The organism is Streptomyces sp. NPDC001532 (assembly GCF_040298625.1).
Lineage (GTDB): Bacteria > Actinomycetota > Actinomycetes > Streptomycetales > Streptomycetaceae > Streptomyces.
Genome location: NZ_JBEPAL010000009.1, coordinates 53,047 through 68,671 on the forward strand (window position 1 = coordinate 53,047; position 15,625 = coordinate 68,671).

Annotated in this window: 15 protein-coding genes; 3 read left to right on the forward strand and 12 right to left on the reverse strand. The window is 70.5% G+C overall.

From position 1 onward, the window contains the following. Window positions 1-293: 293 nt before the first annotated feature. The 5 genes from ABT232_RS11300 to ABT232_RS11320 all read right to left on the reverse strand — a co-directional run bounded on the left by ABT232_RS11300 (window position 294) and on the right by ABT232_RS11320 (window position 3,849). Window positions 294-968, reverse strand: a complete 675-nt coding sequence (locus ABT232_RS11300; RefSeq protein WP_351838984.1) for a DUF3618 domain-containing protein — start codon at window positions 966-968, stop codon at window positions 294-296. Further along, a complete protein-coding gene (locus tag ABT232_RS11305; RefSeq protein ID WP_351838985.1) occupies window positions 944-1,366 on the reverse strand; it encodes a phage holin family protein in 423 nt (140 codons plus the stop codon). Before ABT232_RS11305 ends, ABT232_RS11300 begins: the two co-directional genes overlap by 25 nt. 1 nt (window position 1,367) lies before the next feature. After that, on the reverse strand, window positions 1,368-2,048 hold the full coding sequence (locus ABT232_RS11310; RefSeq protein ID WP_351838987.1) for a F0F1 ATP synthase subunit B family protein: 681 nt from the start codon (window positions 2,046-2,048) through the stop codon (window positions 1,368-1,370). Window positions 2,049-2,431: 383 nt separating this feature from the next. Then, window positions 2,432-3,049 carry a dihydrofolate reductase family protein gene (locus ABT232_RS11315; RefSeq protein ID WP_351838988.1) on the reverse strand — a complete coding sequence of 206 codons (618 nt, stop codon included), beginning with the start codon at window positions 3,047-3,049 and terminating at the stop codon, window positions 2,432-2,434. Beyond that, window positions 3,046-3,849 (reverse strand): alpha/beta fold hydrolase, encoded by an 804-nt coding sequence (locus ABT232_RS11320; protein WP_351838990.1) that lies wholly within the window; start codon window positions 3,847-3,849, stop codon window positions 3,046-3,048. The genes ABT232_RS11315 and ABT232_RS11320 overlap by 4 nt, the downstream gene beginning before the upstream one ends. Window positions 3,850-3,991: 142 nt before the next feature. Between ABT232_RS11320 and ABT232_RS11325 the strand changes: the two genes are divergently transcribed. Next, the gene (locus ABT232_RS11325) at window positions 3,992-4,600 is read left to right on the forward strand and encodes a TetR/AcrR family transcriptional regulator (protein ID WP_351838992.1); all 609 of its coding nucleotides are present in this window, start codon (window positions 3,992-3,994) and stop codon (window positions 4,598-4,600) included. 213 nt (window positions 4,601-4,813) lie between these two features. Here the strand turns inward: ABT232_RS11325 and ABT232_RS11330 are convergent, their stop codons facing one another. The 5 genes from ABT232_RS11330 to ABT232_RS11350 all read right to left on the reverse strand — a co-directional run bounded on the left by ABT232_RS11330 (window position 4,814) and on the right by ABT232_RS11350 (window position 11,407). Further along, window positions 4,814-6,109: an extracellular solute-binding protein gene (locus tag ABT232_RS11330; protein WP_351838994.1), complete on the reverse strand. Its 1,296-nt coding sequence runs from the start codon at window positions 6,107-6,109 to the stop codon at window positions 4,814-4,816. An 840-nt stretch (window positions 6,110-6,949) separates the two neighbouring features. After that, complete coding sequence (locus tag ABT232_RS11335) at window positions 6,950-7,738, reverse strand: hypothetical protein (RefSeq protein WP_351838995.1); 789 nt, start codon at window positions 7,736-7,738, stop codon at window positions 6,950-6,952. A gap of 209 nt (window positions 7,739-7,947) precedes the next feature. Then, window positions 7,948-8,592 carry a putative DNA-mimic protein gene (locus ABT232_RS11340; RefSeq protein ID WP_351838997.1) on the reverse strand — a complete coding sequence of 215 codons (645 nt, stop codon included), beginning with the start codon at window positions 8,590-8,592 and terminating at the stop codon, window positions 7,948-7,950. A gap of 81 nt (window positions 8,593-8,673) precedes the next feature. After that, window positions 8,674-9,174: a hypothetical protein gene (locus tag ABT232_RS11345; protein WP_351838999.1), complete on the reverse strand. Its 501-nt coding sequence runs from the start codon at window positions 9,172-9,174 to the stop codon at window positions 8,674-8,676. Between the two features lie 154 nt (window positions 9,175-9,328). Further along, a complete protein-coding gene (locus ABT232_RS11350) occupies window positions 9,329-11,407 on the reverse strand; it encodes a glycosyltransferase (RefSeq protein WP_351839001.1) in 2,079 nt (692 codons plus the stop codon). Window positions 11,408-11,724: 317 nt separating this feature from the next. On the opposite strand from ABT232_RS11350, the gene ABT232_RS11355 reads away from it, so the two are divergent. Further along, on the forward strand, window positions 11,725-12,297 hold the full coding sequence (locus ABT232_RS11355; protein WP_351839002.1) for a DUF4383 domain-containing protein: 573 nt from the start codon (window positions 11,725-11,727) through the stop codon (window positions 12,295-12,297). Window positions 12,298-12,560: 263 nt separating this feature from the next. After that, window positions 12,561-13,277 (forward strand): YqjF family protein, encoded by a 717-nt coding sequence (locus tag ABT232_RS11360; protein WP_351839004.1) that lies wholly within the window; start codon window positions 12,561-12,563, stop codon window positions 13,275-13,277. A gap of 34 nt (window positions 13,278-13,311) precedes the next feature. Here ABT232_RS11360 and ABT232_RS11365 read toward each other — a convergent pair whose 3' ends face one another. Then, window positions 13,312-14,631: a nucleotide disphospho-sugar-binding domain-containing protein gene (locus ABT232_RS11365; RefSeq protein ID WP_351839006.1), complete on the reverse strand. Its 1,320-nt coding sequence runs from the start codon at window positions 14,629-14,631 to the stop codon at window positions 13,312-13,314. Window positions 14,632-15,023: 392 nt separating this feature from the next. Beyond that, window positions 15,024-15,446 (reverse strand): hypothetical protein, encoded by a 423-nt coding sequence (locus ABT232_RS11370; RefSeq protein WP_351839008.1) that lies wholly within the window; start codon window positions 15,444-15,446, stop codon window positions 15,024-15,026. Between the last annotated feature and the right edge of the window lie 179 nt (window positions 15,447-15,625).

The following is a 15,625-nucleotide window of genomic DNA, read 5'->3' on the forward strand; positions in this document are numbered from 1 at the left end:
CCCACCATTTCGAGCCAGGGGACCAGCGGGCCCGACGCCACGGCAGCCGGGGAAGCCGGCCGCCCCGCTTCGATGTGGGCTGATGCGCTCACCCACCGGCTCCAGGTGCGCCTCGATGCCCTCAGCGACGGCCATGACGATCTCCAAGCCGTGGGCCACCCGACCGACGTCGGCGGCCCGGGCCACCGGCAGCACCGGATCGCAGTCCCGTATCGCCACCTCGACCGCGTCACCGTGGATATCCGCCGGGCGGACCGGACCGGGCTCGGGGCTTCGTCGTTCGGGCGGCGGGTCTACGGGGATCCGGGGCCTTGCCGTCGGGCCTCGTCGGCGAGGTTCCGGCCGGAGTCACGGGCCTGCTCGGTGACCTGGCCGGTCTGGTCGCGCGCCTCGTCCTGGGTGGTGCGGGCGGCTTGCGCCGCGCTGTCCTTCACCTCCGCGGCCGCGCTCTGCGTCACCTCCTTCGCGCCCTCCTTCAGGTGCTGCGCGGATTCCGCGGCGGCTTGCTTCAAGGGTTCGAGCGCCTCGCTCTGCATCAGGTCGGAGGCCTTCTGCTCCTCCTTCTCGGAAGTCGGCAGCAGGGAGGAGGCCAGCACCCCGACGCCGAAGGCGACCAGGCCGGCGGCCAGTGGGTTGCCGCGTGTCTGACGGCGAGCCAGGTCCGGCGCCTGTTGCACCGCCTGGCCCGCCTGTCCGGCCGCGTCGCGTGCCGACTCGACCGCCCGTCCGGTGCCTTCCTGCAGCGATCCGCTCGCGGACTGCGCGGTGCCGGCCACACCGTGTGCGGTGTCCGACGCGGTGCCCATGACCCGCTCACGGATGCCCGACACCGCGCCACGCATCCTCGCCTTGCGACGGCGTACTGCCCGCCGAGGACTGGTGCGGTCGGCGATCTGGTCCACGTTCGCGGACAGCCGGCCGCGGGTGGCCTCGATCTCGGCCCTCACTTGGTCGGGTGACGTGCCCATTCCGCGTTCTCCTTCATGGTCTCGACGGTTCGCTCGGGCTTCGGGGAGACGGTGCGCAGCTGGCCGCGGCCCTTCTGGTAGAGCACGGCCGCGACGACGGCCCACACGGCGGTGACGATCAGGGCGGCCCAGCCTCCGTCCATCACGTTGGCGAGGCCGAGCACGGCCGCCAGCGACAGGAACAGCAGCACCATGTAGCCGGCGAATCCGGCACCGCCGAACATCCCGGCGGCCTTGCCCGCCTTGGTCGTCTCCTCCTTGATCTCCGACTTCGCCAGCTCGACCTCCTGGCGGAAGAGCGTCTGAAGATCCGCGGTCACATGGGACAGCAGCTGTCCCACGGACGGGTCCTGCACCTGCGGCTCGGCACGACCGGGCGTAGGGGCGATCGAGGCCATCTCACACCTCCGGGTACGGACGGCCCGGCGCTCCGTGGGGCGGGCCGGCGACCGGCGGGACCGGCGGAGCGGGTGGCGTCCGCGGCGGGGTGTCGTGGACGGAGGCGCCGGTGGGCAGCGCGTGAGAGGCGGGCGCGTCCAGCGCGTCGCGGCCCTGGTCCGGGCCTCCTCCGGTGACCTGCCCGTCCCCGCCGGACTGGGCGGCTCCCGCCACCCGTGCCAGGCGCCCGACGGCCAGTCCGGCCAGCAGCGCGCCGCCCAGGAAGGCACCGGGCCGTCGGCGGGCGAAACCGCGGAGGTCGGAGGCGAGGCCGTCGACGCCCTGCTTCTCCAGGTAGTCGGCCGCCCGGTGGCCCTTGTCGGCCGCCTGGGCCGCGAGGTTGCGGGCGGGCGAGTCGCCCTCGGCGTTCTCTGCCAGGCCGGACAGGTCGCTCGCCCACTGCCGCAGCGTTCCGGCGGCCCGCTTGGTCTGGCCCTCGGCCTCGTCCTTCGCACGGCCGAGCAGGTCATCGATGACCGTGCTCGCCTGCTGCCGCGCGTCGCTCACCACGCTCCGGGCCTGTTCCGCCGCGGTTCCCGCCACCTGGGACGCGGCCTGTTTGGCCTGGCCGGCCGTCGCGGAGGTCTCCGCCTTGGCCTTTTCTCCGGTGGTTCCGGTTCCGGTGTGTACAGACTCACTCATCGGCAGCTTCTCCTCGTCGGATGTTCTGCGTGCGGTCCACGCCTCGACATCCCGGCACGCGCCGAAGGCGGTGCGCCGGAGATCACGCGTGACCATCCGTCCCGGTCCGAGTGGGCTGTTCATCCACTTTTGACACATTTTGCCGACGAGAGATGTGCGGCATTTGGTCAGCTGCCCTTCGACCTGCCCTGCGACCAGGCCGCTGCTTCCCCTGCCTGCGGCCGCACAGGCTGCGGGCCCCCGAGGACATCGCCTGCCTCTCCCTGCCCGAGCACCGGAATCTGAATTTGCTTGGCCGCTACAGCTTCATCGCCTCCACCCCGGCCGCCGGGTCCGGCTCCTGGAGCCCTGCGTCGCCGCGCGACCGGACGCACCAGAGCGGCCTAGGACGATCTGATCCGGTACGTGAGGTGAGTGACCTGGGGCGAGTCGACCACCCGTGTGGGTTCGAGGCCGACACCAGGCGAGACGCCGTCGAAGAGCCGGACGCCCGAGCCGAGTACGACGGGCGCCAGGTGGATCTGGAGTTCGTCCAGCAGTCCGGCGTCGATGAACTGTCGTACGGTGTCCGCACCGCCGGAGATCTGGACGTCCTTGTCCCCTGCGGCCCGGCGAGCCTGCGCCAGCGCGCCGCCCACCCCTTCGGTCACGAAGGTGAAGGTGGTGCCACCCTGCCGTACCCATGGTTCCCGCGGGGTGTGGGTGAGGACGAAGACGGGGGCGCGGAAGGGCGGCGGGTCGGGCCAGCCGACCTCCCCTTCGGCGAACATCTGACGCCCCATGATGTAGGCGCCGGCGCGGGCGAAGTTCTCCTGGACGATGTCGTCGTCCTGATTGGCTTGCCCGCCGCCGATGCTCTGGCGCTCCCGCCAGCTCTCGACACCGAAGACCCATTCGTGGATCCGCATTCCGCCGTCACCCAGCGGGTTGTCGGGCCGGGCATCGGGGCCGGCGATGAAACCGTCCAGGGACATGCCCAGACTGGCGAAGACCTTGCTCATACCTGCTCCCCCGCGATGAAGAAGCCGGCCAGGACGGGGGCGAGGAGCTCCGGGCCGATGTTGTGCTCCTGGCCGGGGAAGACGTGCAGGGTGAAGTTGTCGGCCAGTGCGGCGAGTTCCCGCGCGCCGGTGAGCATGTGCGGGGCGCCCGCGTCCCCGCTGCCGACGAGTACGGGCACCGTCACAGACCGCCAGCGGTCGGCGGGCAGCGGCCGACCGGACATGGTGTCACCCATGACCTGGCCGTCATAAGGCAGGGTGCGGGCGGTGGCTTCCATACCTGCCCAGAAGGGGGCCTGCCGCATCCCGGCGACGGCCTCTGCGGGCATGCCCACGGCTGCGGTCATGAAGTAGGCCACGGCGTCGCCGTACGCTCCCTGCCGCACGAGGTCCGTCAGGTGGGTGACGTAGTCGGCGGGCAGCGGTGGGCGGCTGGAGTCGGTGATGAAGGGCGGCTCGTACACGGCCAGCCTGGAGACGGCGCTGCCCCGGGCGACGGCCTCCAGCGCCAGTACGGCGCCGGAGGACATGCCGAAGACCATCGCCTCGCCGCCCGCGCGCTCGATCAGGGCGTCCAGGTCCTCGACCTCGCGCTGCACGTCGTACTCCGGGCTGTCCCCGCTGTCGCCGCGGCCCCGGCGGTCGTACGTGATGACGGTGCAGTGCTCGGCCAGCAGGCCGGCGAGTGCGGCGGAATCGCCGCGTGTCATGAAAGCGCCGCCGACGAGCACCACCGCGGGGCCCGAGCCCTGCCGCTCGTAGGCGATGGCCGTGCCGTCGGCGGAGAACACCTTGTCCATGAGGAACCACTCCATAGGTCTGCGGGAGCGGCCGGCCGGAGGCCCCCGCCCTTTCGGAACTGGACGGTACAGTACTCACACGAGTACTGGTCAGTCCAGTACTCTTCCTGGGAGAGGCAGACGCATGGAGAAGGAGCCGGTGATGGACAGCCGTTCAGCCCGCAAGCACGAGGCGATCCTGGAGGCCGCGACCAGCGTTTTCCTGGACAAGGGATACGCGGGAACGAGCATGGACGACATCGCGAAGCTGGCCGCGGTGTCCAAGCAGACCGTGTACAAGCACTTCTCCGACAAGGAGAAGCTCTTCGCCGACATCGTCCTGGCCACCACCGACCGGCTCGACACCACGATCGACCTGCTGGCCGACCTCCCCACCGACGACGCCGACCTGGAAGAGAACCTGACCCGGCTCGCCCGTCAGTTCCTGACCGCCCTCACCGACCCCCGGGTGATCCAGTTGCGGCGCCTGATCATCGCCAACGCCGACGTCTTCCCCGACCTGGGAACCGAGTGGTACGAGCGAGGCTTCCAACGAGGGCTCACCACGCTGGCGGCGACCTTCCAGCGCCTGACCGACCAAGGGCTCCTCCGCATCGACGACACACTCCTGGCCGCGAACCACTTCTCCGGCCTGCTGCTGTGGATCCCGGTGAACAAGGCCATGTTCACCGGCAGGGTCCAGCACACCGAGGCCGACCTCGACCACTACGCCGCCGCCGGCGCCCGCGTCTTCCTCGCCGCCTACCGCTGACCACCGCCCCCGGCCTCGCCCACTGGCCCGTCGCCACGGTCGACTCCGTTGGTGGGCGGGGTCTTTCCGCGGCTGGGCCGGCCGCGAGCCCGTCGAGCGTGCTGTGCTGGTCGCCTCGAGGAACGCGCGGAGGGAGGCGGGGGCAGGGGCTTCGGGGCGGTGCCGCCGGACGGCCGGACAGGGGCGCTGTCCGTGGGGGCCGCTCAACACCCCCTACTCATCCTCCGCTGTCTCCTGAGCCTGCTGGGCGATGTCCTCCAGCACGGCCTTCGGGTCGGCGGACGGTGCGACGGCCTTGCCGATGTTGCGCTTGATGATGTTGCTGACCTGCAGCCAGGACGGTTCGTTGACCGGATAGAGCCGGGCGCCGCGCAAGGCGGTCAGGAACTGCTCTCCGCTGGGGTCCGCCGCCGCGTCCTTGGAGAGCTGCGTCGCCGTCACCGTCGAGGGCAGCAGGTGGTAACGCCCGGCGAACTCGTTGAGGTTCTTGTCCTGGTAGACGAACTCCAGGAAGTCGCCCGCCAGTTCGCGCTTGTCCTCGTGCTTGTCCTCGTGCTTGAAGACCATCATCCAGTCGGCGACGCCCACGGACGGTGGGGCCTGCTCGTCGCTCAGGGTGTCGGACACCGGCATGCGGAGAGTGCCGACCTTGATGCCCTTCGCCCTCGCCTCATGGAGGAGCGAGGGGTAACCGTTGAGCATGCCGACCTCACCACGCAGGAAGGCGGCGAAGGCATCCTGCCGGTCTAGTTCGGCAGGCGGGACGGGACCGGTGAGGCCGGGCCCGACCAGGTTGTCCTTGATCCAACGGAACGTCTGTGTGTTCTGTTCGGACGCGATGCTGTAGCCGCCGCTGTCGTCGGCGTAGCCCCCACCGTTGCTCAGTTCCCAGATCAGGGCTTCGGCGTGCGCCTCCTCGGGGCCGAGCGGCAGGGCGTACGGGTACGGCGCGCCCGAATCCTTCAGCGCCTGTGCCGCGGTCTTCAGTTCCGACCAGGTTCTGGGCGGCTTCGCCCCGGCCTTGTCGAACAGCTCTTCGTTGTAGAAGAGCAGTCGGCTGCTGGCCACGAACGGCAAGCCGTAGAGGGTGTCGCGGACCGAGCCCGCCTCGGCGAGCGCCGGCAGGAAGTTCGACTCCGCCCTGACCGACAGCAGCTCACCGGCCGCGTAGAGCCGGCCCTGCGCCGCGAAGTCGGAGTACGCGCCCATCAGGGCCACGTCGGGGGCGTTGCCCTCCTCGACCATGCGGGTGACCTCGCGGTCGACATCAGCCCATGGGTAGAGCGTCACCTCGACCTTCTTGCCGGGGTGGGCAGCGGTGAAGGCGGTGGTCAGCTTGTCCCAGTACGCCTTGGAACTGGTCGTGGGGCTGTTGCCGTACTCGGCGGCCACCAGGCGCAGTGTCGTCTCGCCGCCGTCGCTCACCGATGCGCCGCAGGCGGTGACGAATGGGCCGAGCAGTCCGAGTGCGGCTATGGAGGCGGTCGTGGCGAAGAGTCGTGGTCGCACAGGTGTTTCCTCTTGCTTTTGGGACGATGCGGCCGGAATTCTCTCCCGGCTCAGGACGTATCGCGGCGCCTGCGCGAAGATTGTGGTCATTGCTCCGACTGCGGCGTCCAGGACTCGTGTCATCCGATGTCCGGGCAGTGACGACGACGCGTGTAGAACCTTCCTTGGCGTCCAATACGACTCCCGAACGGAGCATTGACCGGATCGCTCCGCCTCGTCGGCCGGGCTTCTCGCGGGCGCGCCTTCCAACGTGAGCCCGGATCCCGTCCTCGCACGAGCTGTGGTCCACGACGGCCGGGACGAAATCGCTCGGCATGAACGGCTGATCGCAGAAAGCGGCACCCGCCTCCTCCAACTGGATCACTACCTCATGCCTGCTCCGAGAAGACCCATATCGCCCAGGCGCTCAGCCATCTCGCCGTTCCGGCAGGACGCCTACGTCCGCTTCGCCAATACCAGCCGCGCTCTCGCCAACCTGGCCGACAGCCCTACGGACCGCACATTGTCGGTGGCCCGAGGAAGTACCTGCTGGGGCACTTCGAAGCTCTGCGCGAGTTCTACCGTGCTGCATCCCGACGGCAACTTCTCGTCGTGCTCTGGTGGGACTGACGCGGACAGGTGGAGCGCGCCCCTGTACGGACCACCTTGACGCCATGGGCCGCGTCCGCTTGACCCTGCTGACCTGGTCGGTGCTGGCCGCCGGAGTGATGTCCAGGGTCAGCGGTAGCCGGTCGACGGTGTCCCGGAACAGGTGCCCTTCGGATGGGCACGACACCTACGACGAGCCGCTCGCCTTCGGGGCCCTCCCACCGAGGCCGTTGTCACTGCGGCTTGAGACGGTCAGCGGGGAGTCAGGCACGCTTCGAGGGCGGCTCGCTGTTGTGGCGGCAGGTGGTCGCCGAGGGGGACTTTTCGGGGGCTGTGATCGCCCTCGCAGAGCCAGCTGTGTTCGTCGTCGTCGAACCACCAGTTCTCGGCGCCCCACATGGGGTGCCCCTGAAGCAGGTGTCTGGCCAACGCCTCGCTCGCCTCGGGCGCACCCTGCGCGACCAGAGCCTCGACCACCGCCGTCACGGCTTCCTCCGGGATTGCCGCGTCGCCGAGAACAGGCAGAAGGAGGAGGAGACGGGCGTGTAGGTCGGTGACGCCTGCCGCACCCGGGGGTGCCTCCAGCAGGGCGGCGAGCTCGGGCCAGCACAGCCCGGGGCCGATGCGGTCCTGATCGTCACTGGCCAGGACGAGATCCTGGCTCCAGTCGGGATGCGTGAGGAAGTAGTCCGTCGTGGTGAACTCCTCGCCGCTGTTGAAGTGCACGACGATCGTGAAGCCGCCGGCCAGCGGCACCGTGAACATCGGCCACGCCGACGGGTCGTGGAGCGTGTCCAGCATGGCGTCCGCGTCGCCCGCGTCCGATCCGAAAGCCTCCGGCACGAACCCGTCCGCCAGGTCCGCCAAGTACGCAGGCCAGAAGCCCGGCTCAGCCAGGAGCGGGTGCCCGTCCACGACGGGTGACGAGGAGTACCAGTGCCGTGCCATCACCATGCCGGGATTATCTCCAAGCCTGGTCATCACTGTTCGAAGGCCCCGGCCGCCGTCGAGCGGCAGAACGCCCTCCGGTCTCGCGGCCATGCCCAACGCCCTGCTCTCGGAGGGCTTCACCGCCGCCCCCGACATCGTCACGCCCGTGCGGACCCGGCTGCGAGAGGCCGAGACACCACCTCGGGTTCCTCGCGGTCACCCGGAGGACCGTCACCCGCAAGACCGTCACCCGCAAGACTGTCACCGTCCTTGCCGACCGGTTCCTCGCGTCCCCGCCGGAGCTGTCACGAAGCTCGCACTCAGGTGAAGGCGATGGCTGCTCCGGTCGCGATCGAGAGTTTCGCAGCCTGGAGAAGTTGCAGGCAGACATATGACTCGACGCCGTACCGCTGCCATCCGTCACTGGCCGGCTGTTCGGCGTCCGTGGCCTCGAAGACCTCCTCGGAGTGCGGATCGAGGTCTTCCGGAAGACCAAGGGCTTCAGCGAGTCGACGTACTTCCGTGAGCAGCCGCACCGAAGAACCGAGGTAGCCGCCCGGTGCCTTGCTGTCGGCAATGACGTGGGTGAAGTCGACAGGGACGTAGTACCCCTCGGCGTCCGAATGATGGATCAGGTGGTCGAACAGTCCCGGAGGATCGCCTGGGAGAGTCTGGTAGACCTTGCTCAACAGCGGGTCGTCAGTCGCACGCCGGCCCTCATGCAACGGCTCGGGCAGGCGCCCATCCGCCTCGAGATGGACGGCGAGGCGGCGAACGGCATGCAAGCCCGAGTATCCCCACATCTCGAACTCCGCGGCCTCCGCCTCAACCGGATCGGGCTCGGCCCACTGCCGCGCTCCCGCCCGCTCCAATAGCTCGGCGATTCCGACGAATTCAGCGCGGAGCGTCTCGGTGTAGTCGCTGTCGGCACCGCTGAGCACACCGACGACCATGTTCAGACCCATGCCCCGATCTTGCCAGCACGACGACACCGTGCCCGGCCGCTTCGCCAGGAGCCGCCGCCTCCCGGTTCCGCGAACACCCGCTCAAGGGCTCTGGTCCTGGTGCGCTTGCGTGGCGAGAAAGTCTCGCGCCGCAGCCGAGACACGGTCGCGAATGCGCTGCCCGTCCGGAAGTCGGCCGAGCGGTGAGTCGAGTGCTCTCGCCAGTGCCACGATGGGCTGCAGCGCGTCGGGGTAGTCGAGTTCGGCTGCGGACTCCCGATAGATCAGCTTGGCTCCTTGTTCAGGTTCGAGTCGACCTGCCACGATCTGGCCGGCCCACCACCGGGCCGCGGTCCATCTCGCCTTGGCAAGATCGTCCGCGGCCGGCGGCAGCAGACCCAACTCTTCCAGCACAAGCTCGAACAGCTCTCGGGCCTGGGGATACTCACCACGCGCGAGGCCTGCAAGCAAGGGGAGTGAGGGAGCCTCGACGTCGGCCATGAGGGCGTCCAGGCCCAACTGGACCAGGTACGCGTCCGAAGGGCGCTGCCAGGGTTCCATGGCCAAGTCCGCAGCGGCCATGCGGATCAGGCTGATCGCCACTACCGCGTCCACACGCTGTCGCCCCCCTCGTTCATCCTTCCTCGAAGGCAAGTCCTATCACCGTGGAACGGGCGGTTGGTTACGTGGCCAGTGATACGCGCTTGCGTGGCAGGCTGAAACCGGCTCGGCCAAGCACCTGGCGCTTGAGCCGCGCTCACAGGCCGCGCTCGTGCACCCGGCGGTACTCCCCCACCAGCGCGTCCGCCATGACCGCCACCGAGAAGCGGGAGAGGACGGTGTGGCGTCCTGTCTCCGCCAGGCGGTGGCATTCCGGCTCGGGCATGGTGGTGAGCCTGTGGAGGCCTTGCGCCAGGCCGTCGGTGGTCGAAGTGTCCCAGAGGATGCCGTTCACCCCGTCGTGCAGATAGTGAGGCACCCCACCGCGGCGGGGTGCGGCCACCGGGAGGCCGGATTCCATGGCTTCGAGTACGGCGATGCCGAACTCCTCCTTGCGGCTGGGACAGACGTACCAGGCCTGCGGCGCGTCGGTGCGGTCGGCGAGGGCACGTTCGAGGCGGCGTACGACGTCGTTGGGCAGCGCGGGCAGCATGGCGATGCGGCGTGCGGCCTGCGGCTGCCCGCGCAGCATGTCCCGGATCAGACGGCGCATCTCCTGCTCGGCCTTGGTCGGCCGTTGCCTGCTGCCGCCCACGAGTACGAGGGTCGTGCGGCGCCACAGGCCGGTGGAGAGCCAGGTGCGGACGAGGAGATGCTGCTGTTTGGAACGGTCGAACCGCCCGACGCACAGCAGCAGGGGCAGTCGGCGGTCCCGCGGGGCGAGTGCGTCCGGGCGGCTGCCGTCGGCGAACAAGGCTCGCAGGAGGGCCTCGCGTCGCTCGTGCTCGTCGGTGGCCGGCCTGTAGGGTGCGATGCCCTCGGGTGCCGCCTTGGGACCCGCGCCGCCGTTCACGGCCGCGAGGACGGGCAGGAAACGAGTGAGTTCCGCGGTGCCCGCTGAGCCGGGGATGGCCACCACTGCGCGTGCGCGCTCCACGAGCCGGTCCGCGAGGAACACCTTGTGCAGGTCCTCGCGGAGTTCTTCGGCGCTCTTCGCGTCGGTGGGGTCGGCGCCCGCGTACCGCTGGGTGACGTGGCGGTGGGGGTCGGGGGTCGCGGTGAAGACCAGGTCGGCACCCAGGTGTACTGCGGCGTGGGCGAGCGCGAGGCTGCCGTCGTCGGCGTAGCGCACATGGAGGACGTCGGGGTGCCTGGGCAACGCGCTCATGAGGCGGACGGCCCACCAGGTGAGCGCGGCTCGATGGATGTGCAGGTCTGCTTGTGGAGGGGTGGTGGGGGCGTCCACGGGCAGCCGCAGCTCCCAGTGTCCCGCTGCCCGCGGTCGCAGCAGTGCGGGGTCGGTGGCGAGGTCGTCGTGGCCTGCGGTCACCACGGTCAGGACACCGTCGATCGCGCTGTCCGCCGCGAGGTGGTCGCCGAGCCCGGCGAGGAGGGTGGCCAGGCCACCGCTCGCGCCCTGTCCGGCGGTGTCGAGGCCGCCGAGGAGCATGGTCTGGGCGACGAGCAGGCCGCCGGATCCGATGTCGTCGGCGGTCGTCGGGGTGGGAGGGGCGAGCAGCAGTTGTTCGTAGTGGTCGGAGGCGGTGGCCGGGGCGGGCAGCTGGGCAGGGCCGTCGGGCAGCAGGTGGAGGTAGCGCCACAGTGCGTGGCGCAGTGCGCGGGGCGCTGAGTGGTCGCAGAGTGCCGCGGCCTCGGTGGCCGACAGCGGACGCAGCCGGCCTGCCGCCGCGAGCTCCAGGAGGAGCGTCATGGCGGTGACCGTACGGGGCCGGTGATCGGTGAGCTGGGCGCGGAGCGCTTCCGTCGCGTGCCGGGCACCGTGCCATCGCAGTGTCTCGGCCCACAGCTCCAGGAGAACGGCCGTCCGGCGAGGCGGTAGGTGCGCGTGAGCGAGCAGCGCCTCGGGGGCCAGGGGCACCGCCAGTCGGCAGGCACGGCGCAGGGAGGCCACTGCGGCGTCGTTCCGGTCGCCCACCGTGCTCCGCCTGGAGGTGCCGGCGGGCGGGCGCCGCCCGTACTCGGCGGCCAGCAGTCTCGTCAGCAGTCCGTCGTGTGGTGTGCCGGCGAGGCAGAGGTCGCTCGCGGCGCCCGGAGGGCCGACCGGGGAGGTGTAGAACGCCGTGCGAGCGGCGACGAGCGGGTCGGGGTCGCGGCGGCAGGCCTCGTCGGAGACCTGCCGGTCGTCAGGGTGGGGGGCGGCGACGACGGTGGACATGGGCGCTCCTGTCGCGTGGGACGGCTCGCGTGGGACGGCTCGCGTGGGACGGCTCGCGTGGGACGGCTCGCGTGGGACGGCTCGCGTGGGACGGCTCGCGTGGGACGGCTTGCGTGGGGCGGTTCGCGTCGGTGGTTCGGCGGGAGGGTGCGCCGCGGATGCATCCGCGGCGTGGCGCAGGAACGCGGTCGACAGACGGAAAGCGCGGCACTCTGTCTTCTTTGCATCCTTTTCCGACCTTTTTCTGGAAGTCGGTACAAAGGTGATTGCTGTGACTGTTCCGCGCCGAGGTGCGGGACGTCCGGAGAGGATGTGTCATGCGGCTTCGTGACGAGTTGCCCACCGACCACCGTCTGGCCACGGTCTACCGCTACGGTGCCGGTCTGTGCGGCCTGCTGCTGCTGATCTTCGGCTGCCTCGGGTACGCGGACCGGCTCGCCCCGTTCGACACGAACGGAACGCAACTGGCCGGCATGACCACCAACGGCGTGCTCAGCACCGTCTCGGTCGTTTTCGGGCTCGTGCTCATGGCCGGTGCGGTCATCGGTGGCAATGTCGCCTCGACCCTCAACATCGTGGTCGGCGCGTTGTTCCTGCTCGCCGGCTTCGCCCACCTCGCCGTCCTGGACCGGCGGGAGAACTTCCTCGACTTCGGCATGACCAACGTCATCTTCACGTTCGTCATGGCGCTGCTTCTGCTGACCTTCGGTATGTACGGGCGGGTCTCCGGCGGACTCCCCCACGACAATCCGTACTGGCGCCGCCGCCATCCACGAGAAGCGGCCCGCGCGTCCCTGGCGGCCCGGCGCGCCGCTCTCGGTTCCCCGGTCTCCACGGCGCCCGGGCGCCGGTCCGTGACCGCCGGTGAACCACCCCGGCCCCCGGCCTGAACCCTGGCCGCGCGTCCGGGACCGGACCGGACGGGGCGAGGCGCGGGTCGTCCGGGGGTCCGCTTGCACATCGGCGACGGGTGGCTTTGGCAGCCGGGTCCGCCGGGCCGGGCGACCGCGTCCTCTGCGGTCGCCCGGCCCGGGGCTCCTGCGCAGGCCACCGACACGCGATCCAACGGCGAAGGTCACGCGACATGCCTGAGCACCGACACTGGAGCGGACGACATCGGCGGCCCTCCCGTCCTGTGGACGAGGTCACGCCGGTGCCTCCGAGACCGCTGGATCGCGTACTGCTGCGGCAGTACTGGCGCGATCTGGTGTTCCTGCACTGGGAGGCCGACCCGTTCGAGGTGTCGCGCCTCCTTCCCGCCGGCGTGTTCCCGGACCTCCTCAACGGGCGGACGTACGTGGGGCTTGTGTTCTTCAGAATGGAGGATCTGGCTTTCGGCCCCACCAGGCCGGTTCCGTACCTCGGTTCGTTCAACGAGGTCAACGTCCGCTTGTACAGCAGGGACGGCCGGGGGCGGCGTGGCGTGGTCTTCCGCTCGCTGGACTGCGACCGGCTGCTGCCGGTGCTGGCTGCGCGCGGCGGCCTCGGGCTTCCCTACCGGTGGTCGCGGATCTCCCGGCACTGGTTCGACCGCCGGCTGCTCTACCGCGTCGACGGCCGGGCCGGTGCGGACACGGGCGGTCGGGCCTGGCTCGAGGTGGAGGACACCGTGGTGCGACCGGACCCGCTGGAGCAGTTCCTCAGCAACCGCTGGGGGCTGCACGCACGGGTGCGGGGCCGGTCGTACTACATGCCCGCGCACCATCCGGCGTGGTCGTTCCGCCGGTGCCGGCTGCTCGACTGGGACGCCTCGCTCGTGACCGCCGCCGGTCTGACGGCTCCGGACGGCGAACCCCTGCGCCTGATGTACGCACCCGGCCTACCGGTGCGGTTCGGTCCGCCGCAACGGCTCGGGCCCCACGGGGACTGAGCGGCCGGAGCATCCGGCCTGGCCTCGGCCGGGCTCACGCCATGGCGGCGGTCAGACGGCTCGCCGCCCAGCGCGGCCCGCGCTCGTTCAGGACGGCCGCGCAGGCGGACACCCGCCGCCTGACGGTCGTGCCGAGACTGTCCAGCACCGACGCCACGTCGGCGGATCGCAGGCGGTTGGGGTCGGCTGCCACGCCCAGCCCGGCCCGCTCGGCGTCGTGCGCCACCGCGAACTGGTCACTGGAGAAAGGCAGCAGCAGTGCGGGAACACCGGCCCGCAGACACTCGGTGAAGGAGTTGTTCCCGCCGTGGTGGACCATGGCATCCACGTGTTGCAGAAGGGACAACTGCGGGACGCTCTCTGCCACCACGACCCGGTCGCCCACGAGATCGGACAGGGCCTCCGTGCGCCGCCCGGCTGCCACCACGACGGCGGTGTCCGGGGCGCCGCCGAGGACGCCCTCGACGACCGTTCGCAGGACGTCGTCGCGGGCCGAGAGGAACGTGCCGAAGGCCACCAGGACGATTCGGTCCGCCCGTCGGCGCAGCCGCGAGAGCTGCTCGCGCCAGTGGGCGTCCAGAGGTTCGGTGTCCCTCGCCATGTGACCGGCGTAGAGCCGCCGCGGGCCGGCCGGCGGTACGGGCAGCCATGGCAGCTCCGGATAGGCGTGCACCACGGCGATCGGTGAGGACAGCGCGAAGGCGCGGCCCGGCGCGGGGGCGGTCGGCGCGTTGCGAGACACGAAGGCGTCGAAGAGTTCGGTGAAGGCGCGATCGTTCTCCTGGGCGGCGGCCGTCAGCTCCAGCAGCTCGGACGGATCGGGACGAAGCCGGTCGGGCCAGGCGTAGGGCACACCGAAGTAGGCATCGGGTCCCGACAGCACATAGGTGGGGTGGCCCGGGCAGTACGTCGCGTACCGCGCTCCGAGGCAGTGCAGGGCCAGCGTCACCGGGTAACTCAGTTGATCGACGACGTACCAGTCCGGGCGCAGCCGCTGATGCAGCGCCCTCATGGACCGGAGGACGCCTTCGGGGTCGGCCAGCATGTCCGCGCGCCGGTGGCGCGCCTGGGCGAGCAGGGCGGCGACCGCGCCCTGACGGGTGGCGTGCAGGAATTCGGCGAGCCGTGCCGCGTCCTCGTCGGCTTGCCGTGTCGTCTCCGCCACGCCTGTGTTGGCGTTGCGGGTCACCGTCAAGGGCTCGAACGCGACTCGCGCTCGCCGGGCGAAACCGTCGAACTCGGGGGCACAGGCGAAGCGCACGTCCTCGCCCGCTTCCGCCAGAGCCGAGGCGAGAGCGGCCAGCGGGGTGGCGTGGGAGGCGAACGGAGGGCTGATGACGACGACTCGAGCCATGAGGTCCTTCCCGCGTCCGCCCGGCGGGGCAGGACCGGGAAGGGGCGGACATGGTGTGGTGGTGTGCCGGACTTTGCGTCTGCGGGTCCTGCCCGGCATCGCCGAAGGCTTCTTCCGCGCCCGTGAGCCGTTCGGATGCAGCTTTGATCTCTGACCCGTGCCGTCGAGGCGTCCCTCACCTGTGGCCGGGCCAGTGCGCGCCTCGTCCCTCCTCACCGGCGCCTCGAGTCCACGCCTTGATGGGCCGAAGACGGGCCGGCGGCTCGGAGGAGGCGTTCGGTGGGCGGGTCAGACGGGCGGGTCAGACGGGCGGGTCCGGTGGGCGGGTCCGGTGGGCGGCTCAGGTGGGCGCGTCCGGTGGGCGGCTCAGGTGGGCGCGTCCGGTGGGCGGGTCAGGATCGCCTCGCTGCGCGGGCTGTGTCGCCGAGAACGAGGGTGCAGCCCAGCCCCAGGGCGCCGTAGCCGATGAGGAGGCCGCCTTGTACAGCCTTCTCCCTCCTCTCGACGCTCTGAGTGTTCCACTGCATCTCGTACGTCCGCTGGGCGACGGTGCGGTTGCCGACGAGGACGCTGCAGTTCTGATCCCCCGGGCGCATCGGACCGGGCCGTTCCTCGCCGTCCTCACCGACGTTCTCACCGGGACATATGACCGCTGAGGAAGCGGTGAGCGCGGACGTCAGCGAGATGGCGCCCAACACGGCAGGCACGAGGAACAGCAGGGCGAGCACCGTGCGCTTCGACACGTTCGTCTCCTTCTCGATCTTTCTCACGTCGCCACTCAAGCACGCCCGGAGCCGGCCGGTCGGCACCGTCACCGTCGCAGCGGACAGCAGGGAAAACCACGCGCGAACAAGCGGCAGGCAGGCAGGGAGCAAGGCGGTTGCATTAACGTACGGACGGAGTACGGCAGTACGAGCCGTCCGGCCCTCAGCGCCCTGCCGCACGGCTCGGCTCCTTCGCGTGGACTCGCGCACGGAGGACCGCCTGTCCGCGG

Excerpts from the sequence above, each read along its gene's own strand:
- ABT232_RS11300 (WP_351838984.1), bottom strand. The coding sequence starts at position 968 with ATGGGCACGTCACCCGACCAAGTGAGGGCCGAGATCGAGGCCACCCGC.
- ABT232_RS11305 (WP_351838985.1), bottom strand. The coding sequence starts at position 1,366 with ATGGCCTCGATCGCCCCTACGCCCGGTCGTGCCGAGCCGCAGGTGCAG.
- ABT232_RS11310 (WP_351838987.1), bottom strand. The coding sequence starts at position 2,048 with ATGAGTGAGTCTGTACACACCGGAACCGGAACCACCGGAGAAAAGGCC.
- ABT232_RS11315 (WP_351838988.1), bottom strand. The coding sequence starts at position 3,049 with ATGAGCAAGGTCTTCGCCAGTCTGGGCATGTCCCTGGACGGTTTCATC.
- ABT232_RS11320 (WP_351838990.1), bottom strand. The coding sequence starts at position 3,849 with ATGGACAAGGTGTTCTCCGCCGACGGCACGGCCATCGCCTACGAGCGG.
- ABT232_RS11325 (WP_351838992.1), top strand. The coding sequence starts at position 3,992 with ATGGACAGCCGTTCAGCCCGCAAGCACGAGGCGATCCTGGAGGCCGCG.
- ABT232_RS11335 (WP_351838995.1), bottom strand. The coding sequence starts at position 7,738 with ATGGCCGCGAGACCGGAGGGCGTTCTGCCGCTCGACGGCGGCCGGGGC.
- ABT232_RS11340 (WP_351838997.1), bottom strand. The coding sequence starts at position 8,592 with ATGGGTCTGAACATGGTCGTCGGTGTGCTCAGCGGTGCCGACAGCGAC.
- ABT232_RS11350 (WP_351839001.1), bottom strand. The coding sequence starts at position 11,407 with ATGTCCACCGTCGTCGCCGCCCCCCACCCTGACGACCGGCAGGTCTCC.
- ABT232_RS11355 (WP_351839002.1), top strand. The coding sequence starts at position 11,725 with ATGCGGCTTCGTGACGAGTTGCCCACCGACCACCGTCTGGCCACGGTC.
- ABT232_RS11365 (WP_351839006.1), bottom strand. The coding sequence starts at position 14,631 with ATGGCTCGAGTCGTCGTCATCAGCCCTCCGTTCGCCTCCCACGCCACC.